Source organism: Acinetobacter sp. GXMZU3951 (genome assembly GCF_054457875.1).
In genome coordinates, this window is record NZ_JBTLFO010000011.1 from 1 (window position 1) to 24609 (window position 24609).

17 protein-coding genes, 1 rRNA gene and 1 pseudogene are annotated in these 24609 nt (G+C 43.5%); 13 read left to right on the forward strand and 6 right to left on the reverse strand.

Features of this window, described 5'->3' with window-relative positions:
* The 3 genes from rrf to ACX17N_RS14690 all read left to right on the forward strand — a co-directional run.
* Positions 1 to 98: ribosomal RNA gene (gene rrf, locus ACX17N_RS14680) — 5S ribosomal RNA — on the forward strand; the annotation flags it as partial.
* Positions 99 to 635: 537 nt separating this feature from the next.
* On the forward strand, positions 636 to 1985 hold the full coding sequence (locus tag ACX17N_RS14685; RefSeq protein WP_458893313.1) for an MFS transporter: 1350 nt from the start codon (positions 636 to 638) through the stop codon (positions 1983 to 1985).
* A gap of 260 nt (positions 1986 to 2245) precedes the next feature.
* Entirely contained in the window at positions 2246 to 2830 is a 585-nt protein-coding gene (locus tag ACX17N_RS14690) for a hypothetical protein (protein WP_458893314.1), read from the forward strand.
* Between the two features lie 897 nt (positions 2831 to 3727).
* On the opposite strand, the pseudogene ACX17N_RS14695 reads toward ACX17N_RS14690, so the two are convergent.
* Positions 3728 to 4269, reverse strand: a pseudogene (locus ACX17N_RS14695) (NADPH-dependent FMN reductase).
* A 244-nt stretch (positions 4270 to 4513) separates the two neighbouring features.
* On the opposite strand from ACX17N_RS14695, the gene ACX17N_RS14700 reads away from it, so the two are divergent.
* From ACX17N_RS14700 to ACX17N_RS14710, 3 genes are all read left to right on the forward strand, one after another.
* Positions 4514 to 5881 (forward strand): aromatic acid/H+ symport family MFS transporter, encoded by a 1368-nt coding sequence (locus tag ACX17N_RS14700; protein WP_458893315.1) that lies wholly within the window; start codon positions 4514 to 4516, stop codon positions 5879 to 5881.
* A gap of 267 nt (positions 5882 to 6148) precedes the next feature.
* Positions 6149 to 8548: a YgiQ family radical SAM protein gene (locus ACX17N_RS14705; RefSeq protein WP_458893316.1), complete on the forward strand. Its 2400-nt coding sequence runs from the start codon at positions 6149 to 6151 to the stop codon at positions 8546 to 8548.
* Between the two features lie 323 nt (positions 8549 to 8871).
* Positions 8872 to 9411, forward strand: a complete 540-nt coding sequence (locus tag ACX17N_RS14710) for a DUF2726 domain-containing protein (RefSeq protein ID WP_458893317.1) — start codon at positions 8872 to 8874, stop codon at positions 9409 to 9411.
* Positions 9412 to 9450: 39 nt separating this feature from the next.
* Here ACX17N_RS14710 and ACX17N_RS14715 read toward each other — a convergent pair whose 3' ends face one another.
* The 4 genes from ACX17N_RS14715 to mdtD form a co-directional block, all read right to left on the reverse strand.
* Positions 9451 to 9807, reverse strand: a complete 357-nt coding sequence (locus ACX17N_RS14715; RefSeq protein ID WP_100242609.1) for a RidA family protein — start codon at positions 9805 to 9807, stop codon at positions 9451 to 9453.
* A gap of 403 nt (positions 9808 to 10210) precedes the next feature.
* Positions 10211 to 11266 carry a DNA polymerase IV gene (gene dinB, locus ACX17N_RS14720; protein ID WP_458893318.1) on the reverse strand — a complete coding sequence of 352 codons (1056 nt, stop codon included), beginning with the start codon at positions 11264 to 11266 and terminating at the stop codon, positions 10211 to 10213.
* A gap of 123 nt (positions 11267 to 11389) precedes the next feature.
* Positions 11390 to 12160, reverse strand: a complete 771-nt coding sequence (locus tag ACX17N_RS14725; RefSeq protein WP_458893319.1) for a glycoside hydrolase family 25 protein — start codon at positions 12158 to 12160, stop codon at positions 11390 to 11392.
* A 76-nt stretch (positions 12161 to 12236) separates the two neighbouring features.
* Positions 12237 to 13628, reverse strand: a complete 1392-nt coding sequence (gene mdtD, locus ACX17N_RS14730) for a multidrug transporter subunit MdtD (protein WP_458893320.1) — start codon at positions 13626 to 13628, stop codon at positions 12237 to 12239.
* 164 nt (positions 13629 to 13792) lie between these two features.
* Here mdtD and ACX17N_RS14735 point away from each other — a divergent pair, with 164 nt between their 5' ends.
* Positions 13793 to 15571: a choice-of-anchor I family protein gene (locus ACX17N_RS14735; RefSeq protein WP_458893321.1), complete on the forward strand. Its 1779-nt coding sequence runs from the start codon at positions 13793 to 13795 to the stop codon at positions 15569 to 15571.
* A 169-nt stretch (positions 15572 to 15740) separates the two neighbouring features.
* Positions 15741 to 16706, forward strand: coding sequence for a hypothetical protein (locus ACX17N_RS14740; RefSeq protein ID WP_458893322.1), 966 nt, complete (start codon positions 15741 to 15743; stop codon positions 16704 to 16706).
* 65 nt (positions 16707 to 16771) lie between these two features.
* Here ACX17N_RS14740 and ACX17N_RS14745 read toward each other — a convergent pair whose 3' ends face one another.
* Entirely contained in the window at positions 16772 to 17392 is a 621-nt protein-coding gene (locus tag ACX17N_RS14745) for an LOG family protein (RefSeq protein ID WP_458893383.1), read from the reverse strand.
* A 333-nt stretch (positions 17393 to 17725) separates the two neighbouring features.
* Between ACX17N_RS14745 and ACX17N_RS14750 the strand changes: the two genes are divergently transcribed.
* From ACX17N_RS14750 to parC, 5 genes are all read left to right on the forward strand, one after another.
* A complete protein-coding gene (locus tag ACX17N_RS14750; RefSeq protein ID WP_458893323.1) occupies positions 17726 to 19309 on the forward strand; it encodes a TerC family protein in 1584 nt (527 codons plus the stop codon).
* 71 nt (positions 19310 to 19380) lie between these two features.
* Positions 19381 to 19848, forward strand: coding sequence for a YchJ family protein (locus ACX17N_RS14755; RefSeq protein WP_458893324.1), 468 nt, complete (start codon positions 19381 to 19383; stop codon positions 19846 to 19848).
* Positions 19849 to 19911: 63 nt separating this feature from the next.
* Positions 19912 to 20556, forward strand: coding sequence for a trimeric intracellular cation channel family protein (locus tag ACX17N_RS14760; protein WP_458893325.1), 645 nt, complete (start codon positions 19912 to 19914; stop codon positions 20554 to 20556).
* Positions 20557 to 20772: 216 nt separating this feature from the next.
* The gene (niaP, locus tag ACX17N_RS14765; RefSeq protein ID WP_458893326.1) at positions 20773 to 22092 is read left to right on the forward strand and encodes a niacin transporter NiaP; all 1320 of its coding nucleotides are present in this window, start codon (positions 20773 to 20775) and stop codon (positions 22090 to 22092) included.
* A 261-nt stretch (positions 22093 to 22353) separates the two neighbouring features.
* Positions 22354 to 24573: a DNA topoisomerase IV subunit A gene (gene parC / locus ACX17N_RS14770; protein ID WP_458893327.1), complete on the forward strand. Its 2220-nt coding sequence runs from the start codon at positions 22354 to 22356 to the stop codon at positions 24571 to 24573.
* The last annotated feature ends 36 nt before the right edge of the window (positions 24574 to 24609 follow it).

A 24609-nucleotide genomic window follows, 5' to 3' on the forward strand; every position in this document is an offset into this window, starting at 1 on the left:
GAGTGAACCACCTGATCCCTTCCCGAACTCAGAAGTGAAACCTCTTAGCGCTGATGGTAGTGTGGGGTTACCCATGTGAGAGTAAGTCATCGCCAGCTCATTAATTCTAAAACACCCCCTGTTAAAACAGGGGGTGTTTTTTTGTGCGCGGGAAATACGAAAAAATAAGAAGGGATCGAATCAATATAAATAAAAAGCTCGGTTTTAAATAAAATAAGAGTCTTAATTTGGTTATTATTCTTTTAAAATATAATTATGTGGTTGGATTTTAGTATATTTAAAGTATGTCTTGATTTATGGATTTATCTTATTAGTTTTAGGATTTAATTTTTTTAAATCTTTATTTAAGCCCTATTAAAAAATAGATTTAAATATCATAAGTAGTGGATTATTTTTAAATTATTAAAATTTTATAAAGTTGTTAAATATCAGTACTTTAATTGAATATATTTTTTAGCTTATATTTATTTGCATTACTTAGACTAATGTTGAATTTTTATACTGGTATAAATTATGTGAATATTGTTTAAATTACTTTAGTGAATGACTTCTGTTTAAACTGGATTTTCAGATTATAAAAACTGAAGGGCGCTAGTTAAAGTGCAATGAAACAATCGATTCACAGGGGGTGGGTAATGTCAGCTAAAGCAGTTAATGTAAATGATATTATTGATCACGCAAAATTTAAGCCATTTCATTTTAATGTCGTAGCATGGTGTTTACTGATTATTTTATTTGATGGCTATGATTTAGCGATTAATGGGGTGGTTTTACCCTTATTGATGGATGAGTGGGGGTTAAGTGCTGTACAAGCAGGTATGCTCGCCAGTACTGCACTAGCAGGCATGATGTTTGGTGCAATGACCTTCGGTTCTTTGGCCGATAAAATTGGTCGTAAGAAAGTCATCATGATTTGTATCGTACTTTTTAGTGGTTTAACTTTTGCTGGCGGTTTTGCCTCGAATCCTACTGAATTTGCAATTTTACGCTTTTTAGCAGGCTTAGGGATTGGCGGGGTCATGCCTAACCTGGTTGCACTCACTTCAGAATATGCTCCAAAAACCATGCGTAGTACTCTGGTAACTACGATGTTCAGTGGTTATGCCGTTGGTGGGGTGATGGCAGCATTATTAGGGGCTGCTTTTACGCCAACTTTTGGCTGGGAGATTATGTTCTTTATCGCGGGGATTCCTTTATTCTTGCTGCCTGTGATCTGGAAATTCTTACCAGAATCTTTAACTTTTATTGTGAAAGAAAATAAGCAAGAACAAGCCCGCCCAATCGTGGCCCGTTTAGCACCAGAATTAACAATCACGAACGATACAATTTTTGCATTACATCAAACCAGTGAGCCAGAAGCGGCGAATGTGGTGAGCCTGTTTAAACGTGGTCGAGCGATGAACACGTTGTTGTTCTGGTTGGCGTTCTTTACCTGTTTACTCACCATGTATGCCCTAAGCAGTTGGTTACCAAAGCTGATGATGGCTGCGGGTTATTCTATGAATAATAGCTTAATGTTCATGATGACGATGAATGTTGGTGCTGTAGTTGGCATTATTGGTGGTGGTGTACTGGCGGATCGTTTCCACTTAAAACCTGTGCTGATGTGCTTAGGCATTATGGGGGCGATTGTCATGAGCTTGATGGGCTTTCAAACAAATCAGTTCTTGCTCTACATGCTGGTATTTTTGGCGGGTGCAGCATCGATTGGTTCGCAAATGTTGTTGTATAGCTATGTGGCGCAATATTATCCATTGGCGGTACGCTCGACAGGCATCGGTTGGTCATCTGCGATTGGTCGTATGGGGGCAATTGTCGGTCCAATCTTAATTGGGGCTTTGCTTGGTATGAATTTGCCTGCTCATTTCAACTTCATGGCAGTTGGTTTACCAGTCTTGATTACTGCAATTGCTGTGGCATTGATTATGGATGAAACTGACATCGAGAAGATCAAAAATAGTGCTTCTGTGGCAGCGAAAGCTTAAGCCGTGCATTTGAATATGGATTCTGCCAAATTTGGTCTGGAAGTAAATAGAGCTTAGAGCGCTAGAGCCTTTAGTTTGCGCCCTTAAGAATCCAGCAAAAAAAGCACCCAAATCAAAAAATTTGGGTGTTTTTTTTTGCTGATGCCCATATGGGGATATGCTGAATCAGATTGTTTTGGCTTGGAATATGGGCTAAGTTAAAGTTATTAAAGAAGAAAAATAAGTGTTCATATAATTAAAGATATTTGGAGATTTTGCACGTGGAACTACAGTCCGCTGAATCTGCTTTTCGTGCCGTTTGGGTTGCCCCATCCATTATTTTGAGTTTGGGGATCACCCGGCTTTGTTCTGATACGACCCTATTGGTGAGGTCGCGACGGGATTCTTCCTTAGATTGGATACCACTCACTTGGGCTGCCTGTATTTTCATTTGGCAGATTCAATATTTGTGGGCCATTATTGAGCTTCCAAATTTAATTCGGATCTGGACTTTGCCCGAGTTTCTCGGTTTGCTTATATTGTCACTGACGCTTTTTTTCGCAGGTTCCTTGGTTATTCCACATCAGGAGGGGGAAATCGGTGCACGTTATGACGAGCATGAGGGCTGGCATGGTCGTGGTGCACTAATTGCTGTAGTGATTTGGGGCTGGGTTGCAGTGTTAATCGATTTATGGATGTTTTCTGAATCCTTATTATCTCAGGGTATTCTGTTAATGATGCTGGTGGGGATAGTGCCTTTAATTTTTTTAATGACAGTGAATAAGCGTAAGCGTGCGGTCATTACGCTGTTTAATTTAATATTAACGCTTTGGGCTGCTTGGGTTCAATCACCGAAATCGTATTGAAACCTCTTGCCGTTTGCCTATTGAAAGGTATCGGGCGTTAATTTAGCTGGTGGCACCGTTTTATGTTGGTGCTTTACGCAAGCCTCAATATAGGAGTTCGAGTTATTTTTTTCCAGACATGGTTCATTTCTTATTTAAACGGATCAAAGTGTAAACAAAGATATCAGCTTGCACTTTAGAAGTTCATCTCAGTTCATACTTGCGGATGAAACCGAAAAATAAGACACACTCCGTCTCAAAATGTAGCAATTGTCTACGCTTGATTGTTGCTTGAGTCAGTCTTATATTGGGTGAAATGTAAACAAAAAAGGGAGTGTTGATATAGACGAATGCCTTGTTTTTTTCTTATTTCTATTTCATTCACCTCAGGAGATATAACTGATTCAGCATGAATAATTCACGCAATTTAAGCGTGAAAAGGAGCGACAAGAGGATATCCTCATGGGAACAACAATAACCCTCAATTCACGACGGCTTTCCATCATTTGGCGAAGAATTCCAGCAATTTATAATGTCGTTATTCCTCATTATGATTGTCCACCAGCCCATCCATGGAAAATCAATCGATATTATTTATTGAACGGGTTTAAATCTACAATCGCCTCTACCACAAGTGTGGGGAAGGCTGCCTACATATAAATGGAAACGACGGGTATGATTAGCGTCAATTCAAAGCAGCAAGAGGGAGGACATTTTAACTGAAACATTCAATCGATTAAGCAAGGAGATCCAGCCCTAAACCTCAGGTATTGAGTGATCAATATCGAATTTTAGATCGAGATAGTAACAATAGGTCATTAGAGTCGAGTTAACAATTTTGCCAATAAGCATCAGATCAAGATAAGAAACGCTGTGGCACAGGGTTTCTTATCTTTAAAAGCATTAATACTCTGTGATTTAGCCTCGTGATGCATATTGAAGCAACTTATCTAGCAGAGATGCCAGTGTTTGCACTTCAAATTCATTTGCTTCAAAACTTTGTTGTTTCTTAGGTTAAAACATATTGTGTATTGCTAATACGGCATTCGGATCAAGCATGCCGAAGCTGGAAGTGATTGCACGGATTTGACTGACTGAGCGAGAACCATGCGTCGCACCATCACTGTTAAAGGCAGCAGGCTTCGCTTGCCATTCTTTCCCCACACATAGTCCAAAGCATTTTTCAGTACCAAGCTATAACCATGTATATATTCAGGACTGATAAAAATAAAGCCATCAGCTAAGGCAATTTTATCTGCTTATTGTTGTTTCGGTTGATCATAAGTGGCTGTCGCAGGCCGATGTGAACCTGCAAAAAGGGTAAGTCTGATGGTTTTAGATTGATTAACTCAATTAAGCTCATTGCATGCCAAGCGTGGGATACAGTCTTTGAACCAGTTGGCCACTTTAATCGCAGTTCGGCCTTCACGAACACGGCAGACAATCATGCAAATAAGCATGCGCATTCCAATCTTTTTCTTGTTGTTAAATTAAACAGATGCAGCAAGTTTTCCGAGTGTAACTTGGTGAAGTGTACCTAAGCATCGCGTGCTTTATATCTTGAACATGATAAAAACGTGAATAATTAAGTAATTGCATACCTTTGCAGCATATCTATATATGTAATCGGTTTTGGACAATAAAGCAGCTTTCCCGCATTGTGGAGGTCTAATTTTGGACGATTTCACAGCTTGGAGGTGAAGCATGGGTACGCAAAACTTAAATATCAACACGGTGGTTGATGAAGCCAAATTTACACCCTTTCATTGGAGTGTTTTGATTTGGTGTTTATTGATTATTATTTTTGATGGTTATGACTTGGTCATTTATGGCGTGGCTTTGCCTTTACTGATGCAGGAGTGGGGGCTGAGCTCGGTACAGGCGGGTTTACTTGCCAGTACGGCATTGTTTGGGATGATGTTTGGCGCCATGAGTTTCGGCACGCTGTCGGATAAATTGGGTCGAAAGAAAACCATTATGATTTGTGTCGCGATCTTCAGTGGTTTTACTTTTTTAGGGGCCTTTGCTTCATCGCCTGTTGAATTTGGCATCTTAAGATTTCTGGCTGGTTTAGGCATTGGCGGGGTGATGCCGAATGTGGTGGCCTTGATGACTGAATATGCACCGAAGCGTATTCGTAGTACTTTGGTGGCAGTGATGTTTAGTGGTTATGCGATTGGTGGCATGGCCTCAGCCTTATTGGGAGCATGGTTGGTCACAGATTATGGCTGGAAAATCATGTTCATCATTGCGGGCGTGCCTTTTTTAGCCTTACCCATCATTTGGAAATTTTTACCTGAATCCTTAATGTTCTTAACCCAAAAAGGTGCAACAGAACAAGTTCGTCACATTGTGCAAAAAATCAGCCCTGAACAAACAATCCATGCAGACACCCAGTTTGTGTTAAATGATGTGATTGTGGGCGATGAAGCCCCTTTACGTGCCTTGTTCCAGCAAGGTCGTCTGTTCAGTACCTTGATGTTTTGGGTGGCTTTCTTTATGTGCCTATTGATGGTGTATGCATTAGGTAGCTGGTTGCCAAAATTAATGATTCAGGCGGGTTATTCACTGGGCGCCAGTATGTTGTTCCTGTTTGCCTTAAATATTGGCGGTATGGTTGGTGCAATTGGCGGTGGAGCTTTGGCGGATCGTTTTCATCTTAAACCAGTGCTTAGCATTATGTTTACCGTGGGTGCTTTAGCCTTGATCTTACTGGGTTTTAATAGCCCGCAAGCGGTGTTGTATAGCTTGATCGCGATTGCTGGCGCTGCCACCATTGGTTCACAAATTTTACTGTATACCTTTGTGGCGCAGTTTTACCCAACAGCAGTCCGTTCGACAGGTATGGGCTGGGCATCGGGCATTGGCCGTATCGGTGCGATTGTCGGTCCCATCTTGACGGGTGCTTTGCTGACGTTAGAGTTGCCGCATCAAATGAATTTTCTGGTGATAGCCATTCCAGGCGTGATTGCTGCATTGGCGGTGTTTATGGTGAATCTAAAAGCATCGGTGGATGGGGCTTCCCAAGAGCAGGCTGCAATACAGACCTCTAAACGTTCAGTTGTGAATTAATCACACATTCTAGACTTACTCGAAAAAACAGACCACCTGCTAGATGCTTCGGCAATTGAAAGGGTGGTTTTTTATGTGGATTAATCGTCAAGCGTGCTAAGCATTGAATGCACAGGGCTTTAATTTTAAAAGTATGATTAATTTTTAGATGCTTGTTTTTGTATATATTTTAATCAAGCAAGATGAATGGAATTCATGGTAAAATGATCGGCTTTCATCTTTGATCTATTTTTGGATCTTCCATCTGCCAGCCGAGAATTGCTAGCCATGTCTACTGCTTATACCATGCAGACTGCGCCAAAAGCGTTGTTTGATTACGACAAATATTGGGCGTCATGTTTTGAACCCGCACCATTTTTGCCGATGTCACGCGAGGAAATGGATCAACTCGGTTGGGATAGTTGCGACTTTATTTTGGTCTGTGGTGATGCCTATATTGATCACCCGTCATTCTGTTCCGGCATTATTGGCCGTACTTTAGAAGCACAAGGTTTCCGTGTCGGGATTATTGCACAACCCGACTGGACCAATGCGGATGCATTCCGTGTTTTGGGCAAACCGAATATTGCTTGGGGGGTGACGGCAGGCAACATGGATTCGATGATTAACCGTTACACGGCTGATCGTAAGATTCGTTCCGATGATGCCTATTCACCCGACAATGTTCCCAATAAGCGTCCAGACCGTGCTGCAACAGTCTATTGCCAACGTGTGCGTGAAGCGTTCCCGGATGTGCCTGTGTTACTCGGCGGGATTGAAGGCTCTTTGCGTCGTATTGCGCACTATGACTACTGGTCAGATAAAGTTCGTCGTTCGATTTTGATGGATTCGAAAGCCGATTTATTGATGTACGGCAATGGTGAACGTTCAATTGTTGAAGTGATGCACCGTTTAGCCCGAGGTGAAAAAATCCACGAAATTACCGATGTTCGTGGCACTGCCTTTATTGTGAATAAACATAATCGTGCTTCTAAAGCGCAGTTTGTTGAAATTGCTTCAAATGATGTCGATGCAATTGGTCGTGTTGACCCGATCATCAACCCTTATGTGATGACCGAAGATATTGATGGCTGTGAAGTTGAAAAAGAAAAAGGCAACTCTTTAGCACAATATCAAGATTTTCAAAAAGAAATTGTCGCCAATCCGATTGTGCGTGAAGGCGACCAACTGGATGCCGATACGCAAATCGTCCAGCTTAGAGTGGCACCCTCGAAAGCGATTAAACACAAATTACCACCGCGTGAACTCGCAGTGATTCGTTTGCCATCGTTTGAAGAGGTGGCAAATGATCAGGTGTTGTATGCGCATGCCAACCGTATTTTGCATTTGGAAACCAACCCAGGTAATGCACGTGCCTTGGTTCAGCGTCATGGTGAGCGAGATGTTTGGATTAATCCACCGCCGATTCCGTTAACCACGGAAGAAATGGACTATGTGTTTGATTTACCGTATGCCCGTTTACCGCATCCTGCTTATGGCAATGCGCGTTTCCCTGCATTTGATATGATCAAATTCTCAGTCAACATTATGCGTGGCTGTTTTGGTGGCTGTACTTTCTGTTCAATTACCGAACATGAAGGCCGTATTATTCAGAACCGTTCGGAAGAATCGATTCTGCGCGAAATTGAAAAAATTCGCGATACTGCGCCGAACTTTACAGGGATTATTTCGGACTTGGGTGGTCCAACGGCCAACATGTACCGTTTGCACTGTAAAGATCCTGAAATTGAGAAGAACTGTCGTAAGCCGTCCTGTGTGTATCCGGGCGTATGTCAGAACTTGCATACCGACCATGCACCTTTAGTCCAGTTGTATCGTAAAGCCCGTGAAATTAAAGGCGTGAAAAAGATTCTGATTGGTTCGGGTCTACGTTATGACTTGGCTGTACTTAACCCTGAATATGTGAAAGAACTGGTTCAGCATCACGTCGGCGGCTATCTCAAAATTGCGCCTGAGCATACCGAGAAAGGTCCATTGTCCAAGATGATGAAACCGGGAATCGGGACTTATGACCGTTTCAAACAGATGTTTGATCGTTTCAGTAAAGAAGCCGGTAAAGAGCAATATCTGATCCCTTACTTTATTGCAGCGCATCCGGGCACCACCGATTACGACATGATGAACCTTGCGGTGTGGTTAAAGAAAAATGGTTTCCGTGCCGATCAGGTACAGACCTTCTATCCATCGCCAATGGCAACCGCAACCACCATGTATCATACGGGTAAAAACCCATTGGCCAAGGTGGCTCGCTATACCGAAGATGTCGATATTGTCAAAGGTGAAAAACGTCGTCGCTTGCATAAAGCCTTCTTACGTTATCATGATCCAAACAACTGGCCATTACTCCGTGAAGCATTGAAGGAGATGGGACGTGCTGATTTAATTGGTAATTCAAAACAGCATTTGATTCCTACCTATCAACCACAGGGGACCGAGGGTGAATATAAATCGGCACGTAAGAAAAACTCGACGGTTGCGGGTGATTCACAAAAACGGACCAGCACAGTTGCGACACGCAATTCGAACTCTCAAGGTCAAAATAACCGTCCGAAAAAAGGACAAGTCTTGACCCAACATACGGGTTTACCGCCACGTGAAACAGGCGAGAAACGTCCGTTTAATGCCAATGCAGCCAAGAAAAGAAAAAATCCGAAAGCCAAAGCTTAAGATGGATTCAAAAAGACGCTTCGGCGTCTTTTTTTGGCTTCTATTCGTCGGAATTATTTAACCCAAGACTTAAGATGAATTGCATCTGGCAGGAAAATTAGGCTAAAGTGATTGGACTGAGGCTAGGTGTGTCTAAACAACATCCCCATAAGATATCTCTCGTCAAGTGATGTGTAGTCAGTTTTTTATAATAATTTCGTCAAGATGAATGTATTTTTTTCACTTGAACGTTTGAATAACAAAAGCGGCGTTATAATCGATGACTGGCAAAAAAATCGATATAAAGCCACAGGATTATAAGAAAAGATTAAAGGAATAAATGTATGAGTATGTATTTACTGATTGGTCTCCTATTGTTGTTTAGTTTTATGGTATTTAAAGGTCTGAATAACCAGTCAAAACAACAGGATAGTGTGCTTAAGCGGCGTGCGGTGTTCAGTTTGAATGAACAGTTGGCGTTTGCTCGTTTAAAAGAAACCTTGCCGATGCATACTATTTTGGCACAGGTCTCCTATGATGCTTTAATCACCACCAAATACAGCCGTACTCGCAATAAGTATCGGAATTTATTGGCGGATTTTGTGGTGCTTGATGCATCACATCAAATTGTGGCGATTATTGGTTTGGATGACCAGAATGTTTTAAAGCGTTTGCAGCAGAAACAGTATAAAGATGCGTTGCTGGGCATGGCGGGTTATCGTGTGATTCGTTATGATGAAGTGCCAACGTATCAGCAAATTCGACGCGATTTTTTTGGTGAATTACGTAAAGACTGGCATGAGACAGAGGCACAAGAATTAGATACCTCATTAAAGAAATATAATTTTTATCACGAAAAGCGTAAGTTAAAAGTCTGGGGTTAAAACAAACGCGAATTGATATTCGCGTTTGTCGGTATCAGATTATTCGGGGCGTACAGCGACGACGGTCATTTCGACCAATACATCAGGCGTATACATTTTTGCTTCTACACAGGTTCGTGGTAGGGCTTGCATATCGGCACACCAAGCATCCCAGACTTCATTCATGCCTGCATAGTCATTTTCAATGTCTTTTAGAAAAATCATGACAGACAGAATATGACGTTTGTCTGTACCTGCATCGGCCAGAAAACGGTCAATAATGTCTAAAGTTTGTTGAGTCTGACCTTTAATATCCAGACTTGTATCTGCAGCCAATTGCCCTGCGAGATGAACCAAGTTGCCTGAAATAGCAATTTCAGAAAAACGCTTTTCGACATGTAAACGTTGAACCGTCATGTGATTTCCATGATGTAAAGAGAACAACCAGTTTACGTGATTCGATCTCATCTGCAAATGGGGATTTATGGGCACAACCTAGCGGACATATTGATGTTTAACAGGAGTTCTAAGCAAGAATTTCGAGTTTTAATGGGGAAAAAGAGCGGGATTTAAATGCGAGGAAGTTATCGGCGGAATAGACATAACCCATGTTGATGTTCAGAGTTGTCCTGTAATACGGGGATTGGATCGTCGCACTCATCACAGGACAATATGCTAAAAGTAAAGGTGATTTTCAGCATCTCAGCGTTTACATGGATAATGTATCGCGTGAACTAGGTTAACCTAAAAATAAAAAAAGTGTAGAGCTAATTGTTGTATTTTTATCCTTTTGTCTAAAAAAACAACAAAAATGCAGTGCTTACCACAGGCTCAATTGCGGCTGTGCATCATCAGGACTTAATTGATAGACCCCGACACCAATCAATCGGAACTCATAGTTGCTGGGAATATGCATTTCATTCAGTAACTGTACCAACACTTGCAGCAAGTCTTCCAAACGCTGTAAGGGGGTTTTAAAGCTCTTACTGTGCTGTAGAACCTGAAAGTTTTTTAATTTCAGTTTGACGGTCACGCCGCGTGCGAGTAGGTGTTTTTTATTCAAACTTTCCCAGACTTGTTGCGCCAGCTTGGCCCAATAAGGCTGGCACTGTGCCAAGCTAAAGTCTTGATCGAAGGTGGTTTCTTTAGAAATTTGTTGCCGTTCACGTTCGGTCTGTACGGGACGCTCATCAATTCCTTGCGCATATAAAAACAGTTGTCGTCCATATTTGCCAAAGTGGTGAATCAGGGTATTTTCATCAATCTGTTGTAAATCTCCCAATGTTTCCAGTTGCATCTGCTTTAATTTTTCTTGGGTGACTTTACCGACGCCTGGAATTTTTTTTAAGGCTAAATTTTGAATAAAACTTTGTACTTGGCTGGGCTTGATCACACATAGGCCATCAGGTTTGTTCCAGTCCGAGGCGATTTTCGCCAGAAACTTGTTGGGTGCAACCCCAGCAGAAGCAGTCAAACTGGTCACCTGAAAAATTTCAGCACGAATCCGCTGGGCCACTTCGGTGGCACTGGGAAGCTGATATAGATTTTCTGTGACATCTAAATAGGCTTCATCTAAGGAGAGTGGCTCAATCAGCGTGGTATAGCGTTGAAAGATGGTGTGAATCTGAGCCGAAACGTCGCGATATTTATTAAAATTCGGTTCGATGACCACGACCTGAGGGCACAGCTTTTTGGCTTGGCTCATGGACATGGCGGAGCGCAGCCCAAATTGGCGGGCAGGGTAAGAGGCTGCAGCGATCACAGCGCGCGGATGATGTGATGAAATAACGACAGGCAAATGCTGGAGTTCGGGACGATCTCTTAACTCCACCGATGCAAAAAAAGCATCCATATCAATATGTATGATTTTTCTCATATCGTTTCAATCATGCTACCTCAGTCTGTGAGTATGCCATGATCTTCTGCGGCAGAATAGCTTAGGGCACAGCTGTACGACAGACGATGACGTCTAGAATGAAAAACGCCGTATTGGCCGTCATTATGGTGTAGTCGGGCTAACAGGTTGCAGTCCGTTTTTCTGTAAGAAGATGTTCCAGTCATAGACTGAACCATGAAAGACGTTCAGGTCGACTGGTTTAGTGATTCCCTTAATTTTGCCTTGATTGCTATGTTGCCAGAAGGTCCATTGGGGATTGCCTTTGAGTTCGGGTTGACCTTGATATTCACGAACCCAAAGTGGCGTATGTTTAAATTCACCTGCCAACACTATGTTATAGAACGTTTTGGAAATATAGAAAATCGGTTGTTTGCCATAATGCTGCTGCAACTGGTCATGCATGACCTGAATTTCAGCCAGTAGTTGCTCTTTGGTGTAGGTATTAATACAGGCACTGTCATATTCCAGATCAATCACAGGCGGCAGTGCATCGGGTTTGTTGGGCACGGTTTCAATAAAATTTTGAGCTTGAATGTTGCCATCGCGACAGAGCCGATAAAAATGGTAAGCACCGACCAAGAAACCTTGTTCCCGCGCTTGCAGCCAATTGTCCTGAAATTTACGGTCTTTAAAGTCACCCCCTTCTGTGGCTTTTAAATAAATAAACTGGAATTTTTTCCGTGGAATTTGTTTCCAGTTAATTTCGCCCTGATGATGTGAGACATCAAAGCCTTGGACTGGAAATTCTTGAGCAGAGGCAGGATTTTGATGAAAAATAAAAACATAAAGTACAACGGCAAGACCAAATGTAGCCAGTCCTAGACAGGATGCAATCAAGGAGTTGGATTTTTTGCTGCGTGTCGGTTTACTCATATGTCTATTGATCTGATTCAGTATTGCTATGATAACCCGATGCTTACCGCAACGATATCTCGATTTTAGTAAGGTATCATCCGTGATGATGTTTTGGAATTTGCCAGAAAATCGCTGCGGTAATGATATTGATGGCTCCCAAACAGATTAAGGTCAGATGGAATGCACTGGTAACCTGTGCAACGCCATAGTGAGCCGTAAACAGATTTACCAAGGTTCCGGCCAGTGCAACGCCAATGGTCATCGAGAGCATCATAATCATAGACAGAAAGCTGTTGCCGCTGCTGGCATTTTGTGCTGAAAGATCTTTGAGTGTAAAGGTATTCATGGCAACGAATTGAGTCGAATTCAGTAAGCCAAACACAAAGAAATGCAGCGTGCGCAGCCACAATGGTGTGTCAGCGGTGGTGAGTGCAAAGCTGGCAATACAGCTCCCCACCAGCAGGGTATTGATAATCAGCACCCGCCGATAGCCCAATGTTTGAATCAGGGGGCGAACCAGGGGTTTAGAAGCTAAAGAACCGAGCACCGTAGGAATCATCAATAGACCTGTGATGAAAGGCTCAAACTGAAAGGCCACTTGCAGCATTAAGGGCATGAGAAAGGGTAAGGCATTGCCACCCAGACGGGCAAAGAAGTTGCCTAAGATCCCAATGGCATACATGCGATTTTGAAAGAGTTGACTGCGGAATAGGGCATTGTGATGGCTATGGGCATGATAGGCATAAATCAGGGTGCTGATGAGCCCCAGTCCGACCAGTCCCAGTCCTTGCCAATGTCCATGTGCTGTATTGGCGAAACTTTCAATGCCTAAGGAGAGTCCAACCATGGCCACTACTAGCCAAAGAAAGCCACTAAAATCGAAAGCTTGTACACTAGGCTCAGTGGCATTCGGTAGTGCTTTTAAGGTCACCACAATACCTAATAGCCCCATGGGTAAATTAATCAGGAAAATCCAGTGCCAAGTGGTCACCTCGACGAGCCAACCGCCAAGAGTTGGTCCGATTAAGGGACCAATCAATCCTGCCAGACTCATAAGACTCATGGCCGATAAAAACTGTTCTCGGGGAATCAGTTTGAGCATGGCTAAACGCCCGACAGGGAGTAATAAGGCACCGCCGATGCCTTGCAGAATGCGAAATCCGATCAGTTGATTGAGACTTTGCGAAAGCCCACAACCCAGTGAAGCCAAAGTAAAGATGATAATTGCCGCCAGATAGGTATGGCGCACCCCAAAACGATCGGCCAACCAGCCACTGAGTGGAATACAGGCCGCGACGGCCAAGACATAAGCCACCACCACGCTGTGCATATTCAGCGGATCTTCCTGCAAATTTGCCGCCATCGCAGGAATGGCCGTATTCACAATGGTGGTGTCGAGGGCTTGCATGAAAAAGCCAATCGAGACCAACAGAACCAGCAAACGATATTCAGGTTGTAAGGTTTGATGTGCAGGTGACTGACTCATAGATTGGATATGTGATTAATCAATGAAATTTGGAAGATCATCATAGCAAAGCTGCTGTCTAAATAGGTCAAAAAAATGCCATAAAACTGACATCACAATGTCACGAGGCTTACACCTGAACTTTCTAAAGTAGATGAAAATTTATAGAAATAAATAGGTTAGAAATGAAAATCCAACTGACAGCGTTAATGGTTACCCTGTTATCCGTGGGGATGGTGGCTTGTAATGATGCCGATGAGAGTGTGAGTGTACCAGTCGTAGCAGAAACAACACCTGAAAGCATTGAGCTGGTCAAGATTGGCGGCTACGAAACGGGTATTTTTGGAGAAAGTGCAGCGGAAATTCCCGCCTTTGATGCCACCACCAAGCGACTCTTTGTCGTGAATGCCAAAAAAGGCATGGTGGATGTTCTGGATATGAGTCAGCCCGCACAGCCAACACATATTGGTGAATTGTCGGCACGGGCCTATTTAGCCGATTCAGAAGTGAACAGTGTCAGTGTTCACAATGGGGTGGTGGCTTTAGCTGTGCAAGCTGCGAATAAAACTGATCATGGCATCGTGGCCTTTTTTAATGCCAAAGATTTAAGTTTTATCAGTCAGGTCGAGGTAGGGGCTTTGCCGGATATGCTGACCTTTAGTCCAGATGGCAGCATGCTGGTGGTCGCGAATGAGGCTGAACCGAATGATGATTATAGTGTAGACCCTGAGGGTTCAGTCAGTATTATTGATATTCGTGATTTGAAAAATCCTCAAGTGACACAGGCCAATTTTACAGCATGGAATGACCGGAAGGCTGAATTAGTGGATGCTGGGGTACGTATTTATGGTCCCAATGCAACTGTGGCACAAGACCTAGAACCTGAATACATCACCATTGATGCAGACAGTAAAACCGCATGGGTGACCTTGCAAGAAAATAATGCCTTGGCAAAAATTGATCTCAGTACTAAAAACGTGAGCCAAATTTACGCTTTGGGCACTAAAGATTATGGAGTTGCTGGGAATGAGCTAGATCTGAGTGATGCGGACGGCAAGATCAATATCCAGAACTGGCCGGGTGTAGTTGGAATGTATCAGCCTGATGCGATTGCCAATTATCAGGTCAATGGCAACACTTATTTGGTCACTGCAAATGAGGGGGATGCCCGTGAATGGTTAAAGAATGAGACCGCCTATTTTTCAGGAGACAGCACTCAAGGTTTTGCGGAAGAATTCCGAGTTAAGCATCTGGTGCATAAGGATGGTTTTGCTCGCCGTAATGGCGATGATTTGCCAGCACATTTAAGTCTGTTGGCAAAAGGCGCAAATTTAAATCCAGAAGTCTTTGCATATTGTGGCGCCACGTTGGGGAATGCAGGTGCGTGCCGAAATGATGAGCAGTTGGGACGACTCAATGTGGTCTGGAATATAGGTTATCAAACCAATGTCGATGGTACGCCAAAACTGGACAGTAACGGTTATTTAACCTATGACAAGTTGTATGCGATGGGAGGGCGTTCGTTCAGTATTTGGGATACACAAGGCAGTTTGGTTTGGGATTCCGGCAGTGAGTTCGAACAAAAAGTGGCTGAATTGTTCTCAGACTATTTCAACAGCAACCATGAAGAAACGGCATTTGATGATCGGAGTGATAACAAAGGTCCCGAACCTGAAGGGATTGCACTGGGTCGTTTAGGCAAAAAGACCTTTGCCTTTATTGGTCTAGAGCGTTTGGGTGGAATTATGGTGTATGACATTACCGATCCGAAACAAGGCAAGTTTATTCAGTATTTTAATGACCGAAAATTTACAGAAATTCCTGAAAAACAAGGCGACTTGGGGCCTGAAGGACTGATCTTTATTGCAGCCAAAGACTCACCAAATGGTAAGCCATTATTGGTGGTGGGCAATGAAGTGAGTGGCTCTACGGCAATTTATCAGATCAATGTTAAGCGTTCATAAACATTAAAATCAGCGCAATACCTTGACCAAAAGAGCATCCCAGAGATGCTCTTTTTTGTTAGGTGACATTGGTAGTCACGATAATGTCATTAAAATGAAATAAAAATGTCATAATTTATAAGCCTTCCCCATCAGGGGGCCTTTTTTTACTGACAAGGGTTAAGGTTTTATGACAATCGAGATTTTGATGATTGTAGGCTTCTGTTTAGCAGCTTACTCAATTGTCGGAAATGATGTGCCACAAACTTTGGGGACCTTTATCTCCTCCAATGCACACCGCCCTTGGTGGGTTCTTTGGTTATATACCAGCAGTATTCTGATCGTTGTATTGTTATATGGTTGGTATGCATCAGGTACAGGGGATGCGTCTTATGGACGTTTGGAAACCATTCCATTCCCAGAAACGGGCATTACGTGGCTGTATATTGTCCCACCGATTTTATTGATTTTACTGACCCGTTATGGGATTCCAGTCAGTACCACTTTTTTAGTGCTGACGATCTTTTCTCCAAGCAGCTTAAGTTCAATGCTGACCAAATCCATGATGGGTTATGCGGTTGCCTTTATGGCTGCGATTGTGGTTTATCGCTTTGTTATAAAAGGGATTACCATTTATCTCAATAAAACCCGTCATAAGGAACCTTCAAATATTTGGGTGGGGTTACAGTGGGTATCTACTGCCTTTTTATGGAGTCAGTGGCTGATTCAAGATTTAGCCAACATTTTTGTCTATGTACCCCGTCAGGTTTCATTTGAATTCCTAATTTTCGGTATTCTGGTTTTTGTGGTGTTACTGGGCTGGATTTTCTACCGCCGTGGTGGAGCCATTCAAAACATCATCGATACCAAAACTGGGGTTGCAGATATTCGTTCAGCCACGATTATCGACTTCATGTACGCTTTAATCTTGTTGATCTTCAAAGAGTGGAGCAATATTCCAATGAGTACCACTTGGGTCTTCCTCGGTTTGCTCGCTGGTCGTGAATTTGCGATGTCGATGCATCTGGCTGAAGTCAATAAATACCGTACTTCGCGCAATGTCAGCAAAGACGCCATGAAGTTGATGTTTGGTTTGGCCGTCAGTGTGTTGTTGGCGACAGGTTTACCGTGGCTGTATCAACAGATCTCGGGTTAAGTTTACAAACCTGTTTCATGTAAAAAGCGAGCAAGATGCTCGCTTTTTTTGTGGCTGTAATCGGTTTAAATTACGAAGCGCGCAGGGGATTTCAGGTTCTTTAAAGCATTTAAAATCTGGTCGGCATGGTTGCAGACAATCAGTTTGGCACGGTGTTGAGGGGGCAAAAAGCCTTCTTGTACCGCATGATCGAGCTGAGCAATCAAGGCATCATAAAAGCCATTGACGTTATATAGCATCATCGGTTTTTGATGCTGATTGAGTTGGCCCCATGTGGCAACTTCCAGAATTTCTTCAAAAGTGCCTAAGCCGCCAGGCAGGGCAATGAAGGCACTGGCACGTTCCGCCATCATGGCTTTACGTTCATGCATGGTTCGAACCACATGTAATTCAGTCAGTTGATTATGTGCAATTTCATAGTCCAGCATAAATTCTGGAATCACCCCCACGGCTTCCCCCCCGTGTGCAATCACGCTGTCTGCGACTTGCCCCATTAAACCAATACTGGCGCCACCATAGACCAGACCAAAGCCCTGTTCTGCAATGGCAGCAGCCAGTGCAATGGCTTTTTCCTTATAAATAGGCCGATTACCAGAACGTGAACCACAATAAAGCGCAATTAAGGGTTGAGTTGTTTTCACAGTTAATTTTTCATGTTCTACAGTCATTTTTAATACGCTATTCATCATTCTCTGTTTCACCTTATCACTTTCTTGTTGGCTGCTCTAGCTTATGCAAGAAATATGACACTGCGATGTTGCATCGGGTGTCTGATGCGGTGTTTCTGTTGCTGCTGAGTGAACGGGTCCTATAGGCGGCTGAAAAAAAGATGAATTTATGCTTGATCTTGCCTATACTGAGTTTCTGTTTTACAACAAATGAATCAACATGAGTCGTGGTTGTTGTCGCTCGAAACGGACACACATTTTTGCCCTAATAACAGAGAATCGCTTACTGGCTGCATCGCTTATGCAGGCTGCGCATTTTTACTTTGACCTATCTTGGAAGGAGAACATTCAATGATTTTTGAGTGGATGTCTGATCCTTCAGCTTGGGTGGGGCTCGCCACCCTAGTGGTACTTGAAATTGTGTTGGGGATTGATAACCTCGTCTTTATTGCAATTTTGGCTGAAAAATTACCGCCCGAACAACGCAATACTGCGCGTGTTCTCGGTCTGGTTCTGGCGCTGGGGATGCGTTTAATTCTGTTGGCTTCCATCGCTTGGGTTGTCACGTTAACCACGCCATTGTTCCATATTTTTGATCATCCCTTTTCTGGGCGCGATTTAATTCTGCTGTTGGGTGGGGTGTTTTTGCTGTTTAAAGGCACCATGGAATTGCGTGAGCGCATTGAAGGCAAGCCTTTATTAAAAGAAGAAAACCCGGTACATGCCACCTTTTGGATGGTGATTGTACAGATTGTGGTTTTAGATGCGGTGTTCTCTTTAGACAGCGTGATTACCGCGGTGGGCATGGTCAAACATCTTTCGGTGATGATGATTGCCGTGATTATTGCCATTGGTATTATGCTGTGGGCATCGAAACCGCTCATGGACTTTGTCAATAAGCATCCAACGGTTGTGATTCTGTGTCTGTGTTTCTTGATGATGATTGGTTTCTCTTTGGTGGTGGAAGGCTTTGGCTACCATATTCCGAAAGGCTACTTATACGCTGCGATTGGTTTCTCAGTCTTGATTGAATTCCTGAATCAAACGGTGAAGAAAAATCAGGAAAAAATGGTCACCACCACCGATTTACGCTATCGCACCGCCTCTGCCGTGTTGCGCATGTTGGGTGGAAAGAATCCTAGCGATGCGCCTGAACATCAAAATGAAGATGTACTGGCGACGCGTGCTTTTGCCGATGAAGTCTTTAATCAGGAAAATGGGGTCTATCACAGTGTGATGGTGCAGGGGGTGCTAGGTTTGGCTGAGCGTCCTGTGAAATCGGTGATGACGCCGCGTCCAGAGCTAGAATGGCTGGATCTGGATGAAGACGAAGCCGCGATTAAAGAGCAATTACTGAGTATGACCCATTCGCGTTTAATTGTGGCGCATGGTGAGTTGGACAATATTGCCGGGGTGGTGCTTACGCATAAAGTCATGAATGAATACATCGAAACTGGGGTGTTGAATTTTGAGAAGCATCTCCGTGATCCAGTCATTGTGCATGAAAATGCTCAGGTCTTGATGGTGATGGAGCAGTTACGCCAAGCCCCATTACAGTTGGCAATTGTATTGAATGAATATGGTTCGATTGAAGGAATTGCCACCCCGATTGATGTGCTCGAAGCCATTGCCGGAGAGTTCCCGGATGAAGATGAGCTGGAAACGTCAGCAGAAAGTCTGGAAGATGGCAGCTTGATCTTAGAAGGGTCAACGGATATTCGACATGTATCGCTATTGTTAGGCAAGGATCTGGTGGATGAGTCCGAACAGTATTCCACTTTGTCGGGCTATCTACTGTTCCATTTGGGGCGTTTGCCTGAAAATGGTTCGAGTATCGAAGCGGATGGTTGTATATTTGAAGTCGTGACCATGGATGGACATAAAATTGAGAAAGTCCATGTCATTCCGCAGAATGTTGCTGAGAAAGACGATTAATTCAACCCAAAGTCTTGCTGCAACTTCAGTTAAAATAGCCTGCTAGAGCAGGCTATTTTTTTGGAAATTTTATGTCAGAACAACAATGTCCCTGTGGCTTAGGGTTGTATGCCGATTGTTGCCAACCTTTGCATTTCGGCCAGCGTCACGCGGCATCGGCTGAACAGTTGATGCGTTCACGGTATAGTGCTTTTGCCAAACAGCAGATCAATTATATTGTGCAGACCACAGCACTGGGGCAGCAGTCAGCCTTAGATGTCCCGGCAATTCAAGCTTGGAGTGAATCCAATCAATGGCTGGGACTGGAAGTGGTGCGGGCACAGGAACAACTGGACAAAACCCATGCGCAGGTCGAATTTAAAGCGCATTATCATGATGGTCAGCAGGCACAGACGCATCATGAAATTTCACATTTTGTAAAACATGCCCAGCAGTGGTATTTCCTGGATCCGACCACGGAACAAGTCATTACCATGAAACAGCCCTGTATTTGTGGCTCAGGCAAGAAATTTAAGCAATGTTGCGCACAATTTCTATAACCTTCTGTCCAGAATTGGCTTAGAATAAGCCGCATCTTAACCCTTCAATGGAAGAGCAGGGCGATGTTACTGACCATAATTTATATTATTGCGATTACGGCTGAGGCCATGACTGGAGCATTGTCTGCGGGTCGACGTAGTATGGATTGGTTTGGGGTCATTCTGATTGCCTGTGTAACCGCACTCGGTGGTGGTTCGGTCCGTGATGTATTGCTGGGGCATTATCCCTTGACTTGGGTTAAACATCCTGAATATTTGGTGCTGACCTGCTGTGCCGCGTTGTTTACTATTCTGATTGCTAAATGGATGCGTCATTTACGCAATATCTTCCTGATTCTCGATGCTTTGGGCCTGATAGGTTTTACCATTATTGGTTGTCAAATTGCCTTGTCGATGGGGCATGGTTTTGTGGTTTCTGCTGTTGCAGGGATTATGACAGGCGTGTCGGGCGGTATTCTGCGTGACATTCTGTGTAATGATGTACCTTTGGTGTTCCGCCGTGAACTGTATGCCAGTATTTCCTTTGTGGCCGTGATTTGTTACTGGTTTTGTCAGGAAATCGGACTGTCACTGGAACTGACGGTGATCTCTACCTTAATTTTTGGTTTTTCTTTACGTCTGATTGCGATTTATTTTGGTCTAGAAATGCCGAAATTTATCTATAAAGAAGATGATGGTGATTCCGCCTCTTCAACCGATGCGCATTGATGCATTTTGATTCGTGTTGATCGTTCTCCAACAACACTAGCCCATCATCACTTTGGGTTAGTGGGCTTATCGCATAAAAAGCAATTTCCTGCCCCATTGGTCTGCATAATTTATTAAAATAAACGGATCTGCACTTCTTTTCTTTAAATCACAGAGGCACGAAATAGTACTTTCAGTAGCGTGCTGTGGTTTTCACTTTTTGCTTGAGTCATCACTATGGATTTAGTTTCACGTGTACAACGCTTACCTGTTGGAAAGTTCCACTATACCTTGCTGTGGGTGATTGGCTTGGGCTGGATGTTTGATGCCATGGATACAGGATTGATTTCCTTTATCCTGACCCAAATGGCCACCGAGTGGAATATGAGTCCAGCTGAAAAAGGCTGGGTGGTGTCGATTGGTTTTGTTGGTATGGCAATTGGTGCGGTGTGTTCAGGGGCTCTGGCCGATCGCTGGGGACGTCGAAATGTGTTTGCGGCAACTTTGGTAACGTATAGCATTGCCACGGCTCTCTGTGCATTTGCGCCAAATCTGACGTGGTTATTAGTATTCCGTTTTATTGTCGGCTTAGGACTGGGCGGACAGCTCCCTGTTGCGGTGACGTTGGTTAGTGAATACATTCCTGCGCAGGTACGTGGACGATTTATTGTATTGCTAGAAAGTTTTTGGGGACTGGGCTGGCTGGTTGCGGCATTGGTGTCTTATTTCGTGATTCCGAATTATGGCTGGCATGTGGCATTTCTGATTGGTGGTTTGCCAGCCTTGTATGTGTTTATGATTTTAAAGAAGGTGCCAGAGTCGGTTCCGTATTTAATTAACCGTGGCCGGATTGAAGAAGCGCATGCCTTGGTACAAAAATTAGAGCGTGAATGTGGGGTGGAGGTTATTCAGCAGATTGAAGTTCAACCCGTTGCTACTAAGCAAACAGTCTCTTTTTCCCAACTCTGGTCAAATCCTTTTGCCAAACGGACCTTAATGCTGTGGTTAATCTGGTTCGGGATTGTCTATTCCTACTATGGCATTTTCACTTGGCTACCAAGTCTGTTGGTCAAACAAGGCTATAGCATCGTGCAGTCGTTTGAATATGTGCTGGTGATGATTCTGGCACAATTACCAGGCTATATTGCTGCGGCTTGGTTGGTCGAAAAATTAGGGCGCAAATTGACTCTGGCGGGTTTTATTGGTTTTTGTGCGCTATCGGCTTACTTTTTTGGGCAGGCGAACACCGTCACCTTGATTATGTTCTGGGGCTGTCTGATGTCGTTCTTTAATTTAGGCGCATGGGGCGTATTGTATACTTATACCCCCGAGCAATATCCAACCAATATTCGAGCTTTTGGTTCAGGTTGGGCATCGGCAATTGGACGTATGGGGGGTATTGTGGCCCCGCTGGTTGTGACGCAGATGATGGTGCAGAGCAATGGTTTTAATCATGTGTTTATGATGTTTACCGCAGTCTTGCTTGCTGTAGCATTGGTCATTTTAGTGCTAGGCGAAGAAACCAAAGGCAAAATGTTAGAATCAATTGGCATGTAAAATCGGCTGGCTAAAATGGTGATGCATGGCTCACCATTTGGCTTTTTTCAGATGCGGTCGCTCGTTATCCAACTGCATTCTGGAGAAAATAAAAATTATAAGTTGATCATTTATTTAAAAATGGATAATTTTACGACATCAGAGACCCATAAAGACACAATTTGTCGTGGTAGTGGATGGCATACCCTTGTGTAGTCACAGTCTGAGACTTAGCATAAGAACTTAGATAAAAAAATGATTTGATTAGGATGAAAGGTTGTTATGACGAACCTTGCGCATCACGCAACTGAAAACCGCTCCGTTGCAGAATTTACAGAACGTGCTTATCTCAATTATGCCATGTACGTGATTATGGATCGTGCTTTACCTCACATCAGTGATGGTTTAAAGCCGGTGCAACGTCGGATTGTGTATGCCATGAGTGAGCTCGGCTTAAAGCCAAGTGGTAAACCAAAAAAATCTGCACGTACTGTGGGTGATGTGTTGGGTAAATACCATCCGCATGGGGATTCAGCCTGTTACGAAGCCATGGTGTTGATGGCACAACCCTTTAGCTATCGCTATCCTTTTATTGAAGGACAGGGCAACTGGGGTTCACCCGATGATCCCAAGTCTTTTGCCGCCATGCGTTATACCGAAGCCAAACTTTCACCATATAGTGAAGTGCTGTTAGCCGAGTTGGGACAGGGCACGTGTGACTGGCAAGACAACTTTGATGGTTCAATGAAAGAACCTGTCAATTTGCCTGCTCGTGTGCCGAATATTCTGTTAAATGGTACCACAGGTATTGCGGTCGGTATGGCCACTGACATTCCACCGCATAACTTGCGTGAAGTGGTCAAGGGCACCATCGCCCTGATTCGCAATCCCAATTTAACGGATGAAAAAGTCGCAGAATATATTCCTGCCCCTGATTTACCGACTAAAGCAGAAATTATTACCCCACCCGATGAATTATTGAAAATTCAGACCACTGGTCGGGGGAGCTACCGTATGCGTGCTGTGTATACGATAGAAAAAAATGAAATCGTGATCACTGATTTGCCGTATCAAGTCTCGGGTTCTAAAGTCATTACCCAAATTGCCGATCAAATGCAGGCGAAAAAATTGCCTCTGGTCAGTGATGTGCGTGATGAATCGGATCATCAGAATCCGACCCGTTTGGTGGTGGTGTTACGCTCAAACCGGATTGATGCAGAAGCGGTGATGAGCCATTTATTTGCCACCACGGATCTAGAATCCAGCTATCGCGTCAATATGAATATGATTGGTGCCGATGGTCGTCCGCAAGTCAAATCAATCCGTCGCATCTTGCTAGAATGGATTGAAATTCGTAAAGATACGGTGACCCGTCGTCTGCAATATCATTTAAATAAAATTGAAAAACGCCTGCATATTTTAGCGGGTCTTTTGATTGCCTATCTCGACATTGATACCGTGATTCGTATTATTCGCGAAGAAGATCAGCCGAAAGCCGAACTGATCTCACATTTTGGTATAGATGAAATTCAAGCCGAAGCCATTTTAGAGTTGAAATTACGCCATTTGGCGAAATTAGAAGAAATGGAAATTCGCCGTGAACAAGAAGAACTAGAAGCTAAAGCGGCCATTATTCGGGAACAATTAGCCAATCCAGAATCCTTAAAATCTTTAATTATTAATGAATTGAAAGAGGATGCTAAACGTTTTGGCGATGACCGCCGTTCTCCAATTGTACAGCGTGCCGAAGCCACTGCAATTAGTGAGCAGGACTTAATGCCTGCCGAACCAGTGACCGTGGTCCTTTCCGAAGCGGGCTGGATCCGAAGTGCCAAAGGGCATGATGTGGATGCGGAAAATCTGAATTTCCGTGCAGGGGATCAATATTTAAGTCATGCGCAGGGCAAGTCCAATCAAAAAGTCTATATTTTGGATCAGACTGGACGTAGTTATGCCTTAGCCATTAACAGCCTACCTTCGGCACGGGGGTTGGGTGAGCCATTAAGTTCTAAGCTTGCCCCTGTAAGTGGTGTAGGCTTCTTGCAAGTCTTGATTGAGGATGATGAGTCCGAAATTTTGGCGATGAGCACTAAGGGGTATGGCTTTAAAACTCAAGCCAAACAGCTCGATACCAGTGCTAAGGCTGGTAAAGCCTTTCTGACCTTGTCTGATGATGCCAAACCTTTACCGTTGTATCCTTTACAGCAAGCCACACATTTGGCACTGTTGAGTTCGGCCGGTCGCTTATTAATTATTGATTTGTCAGAATTGCCAAGTCTAAATAAAGGTAAAGGTAATAAATTGATACAACTTGAAGAGAAAGATCAAGTAATCGCTATGACAACTTTGAATTTAGATGAAATAATTCAAGTGGTTGCAGGACAACAACAACTCAAAATCAAAGGTGATGATTTACAAAAATATATGGGCAAGCGTGCGACAAAAGGGCAACTGTTACCACGTGGATATCAAAAAGCAAATAGACTGTTGGTTCAGAGATAAAACTAGCATGTGGTTGTTGAAATAAGTTATATATGT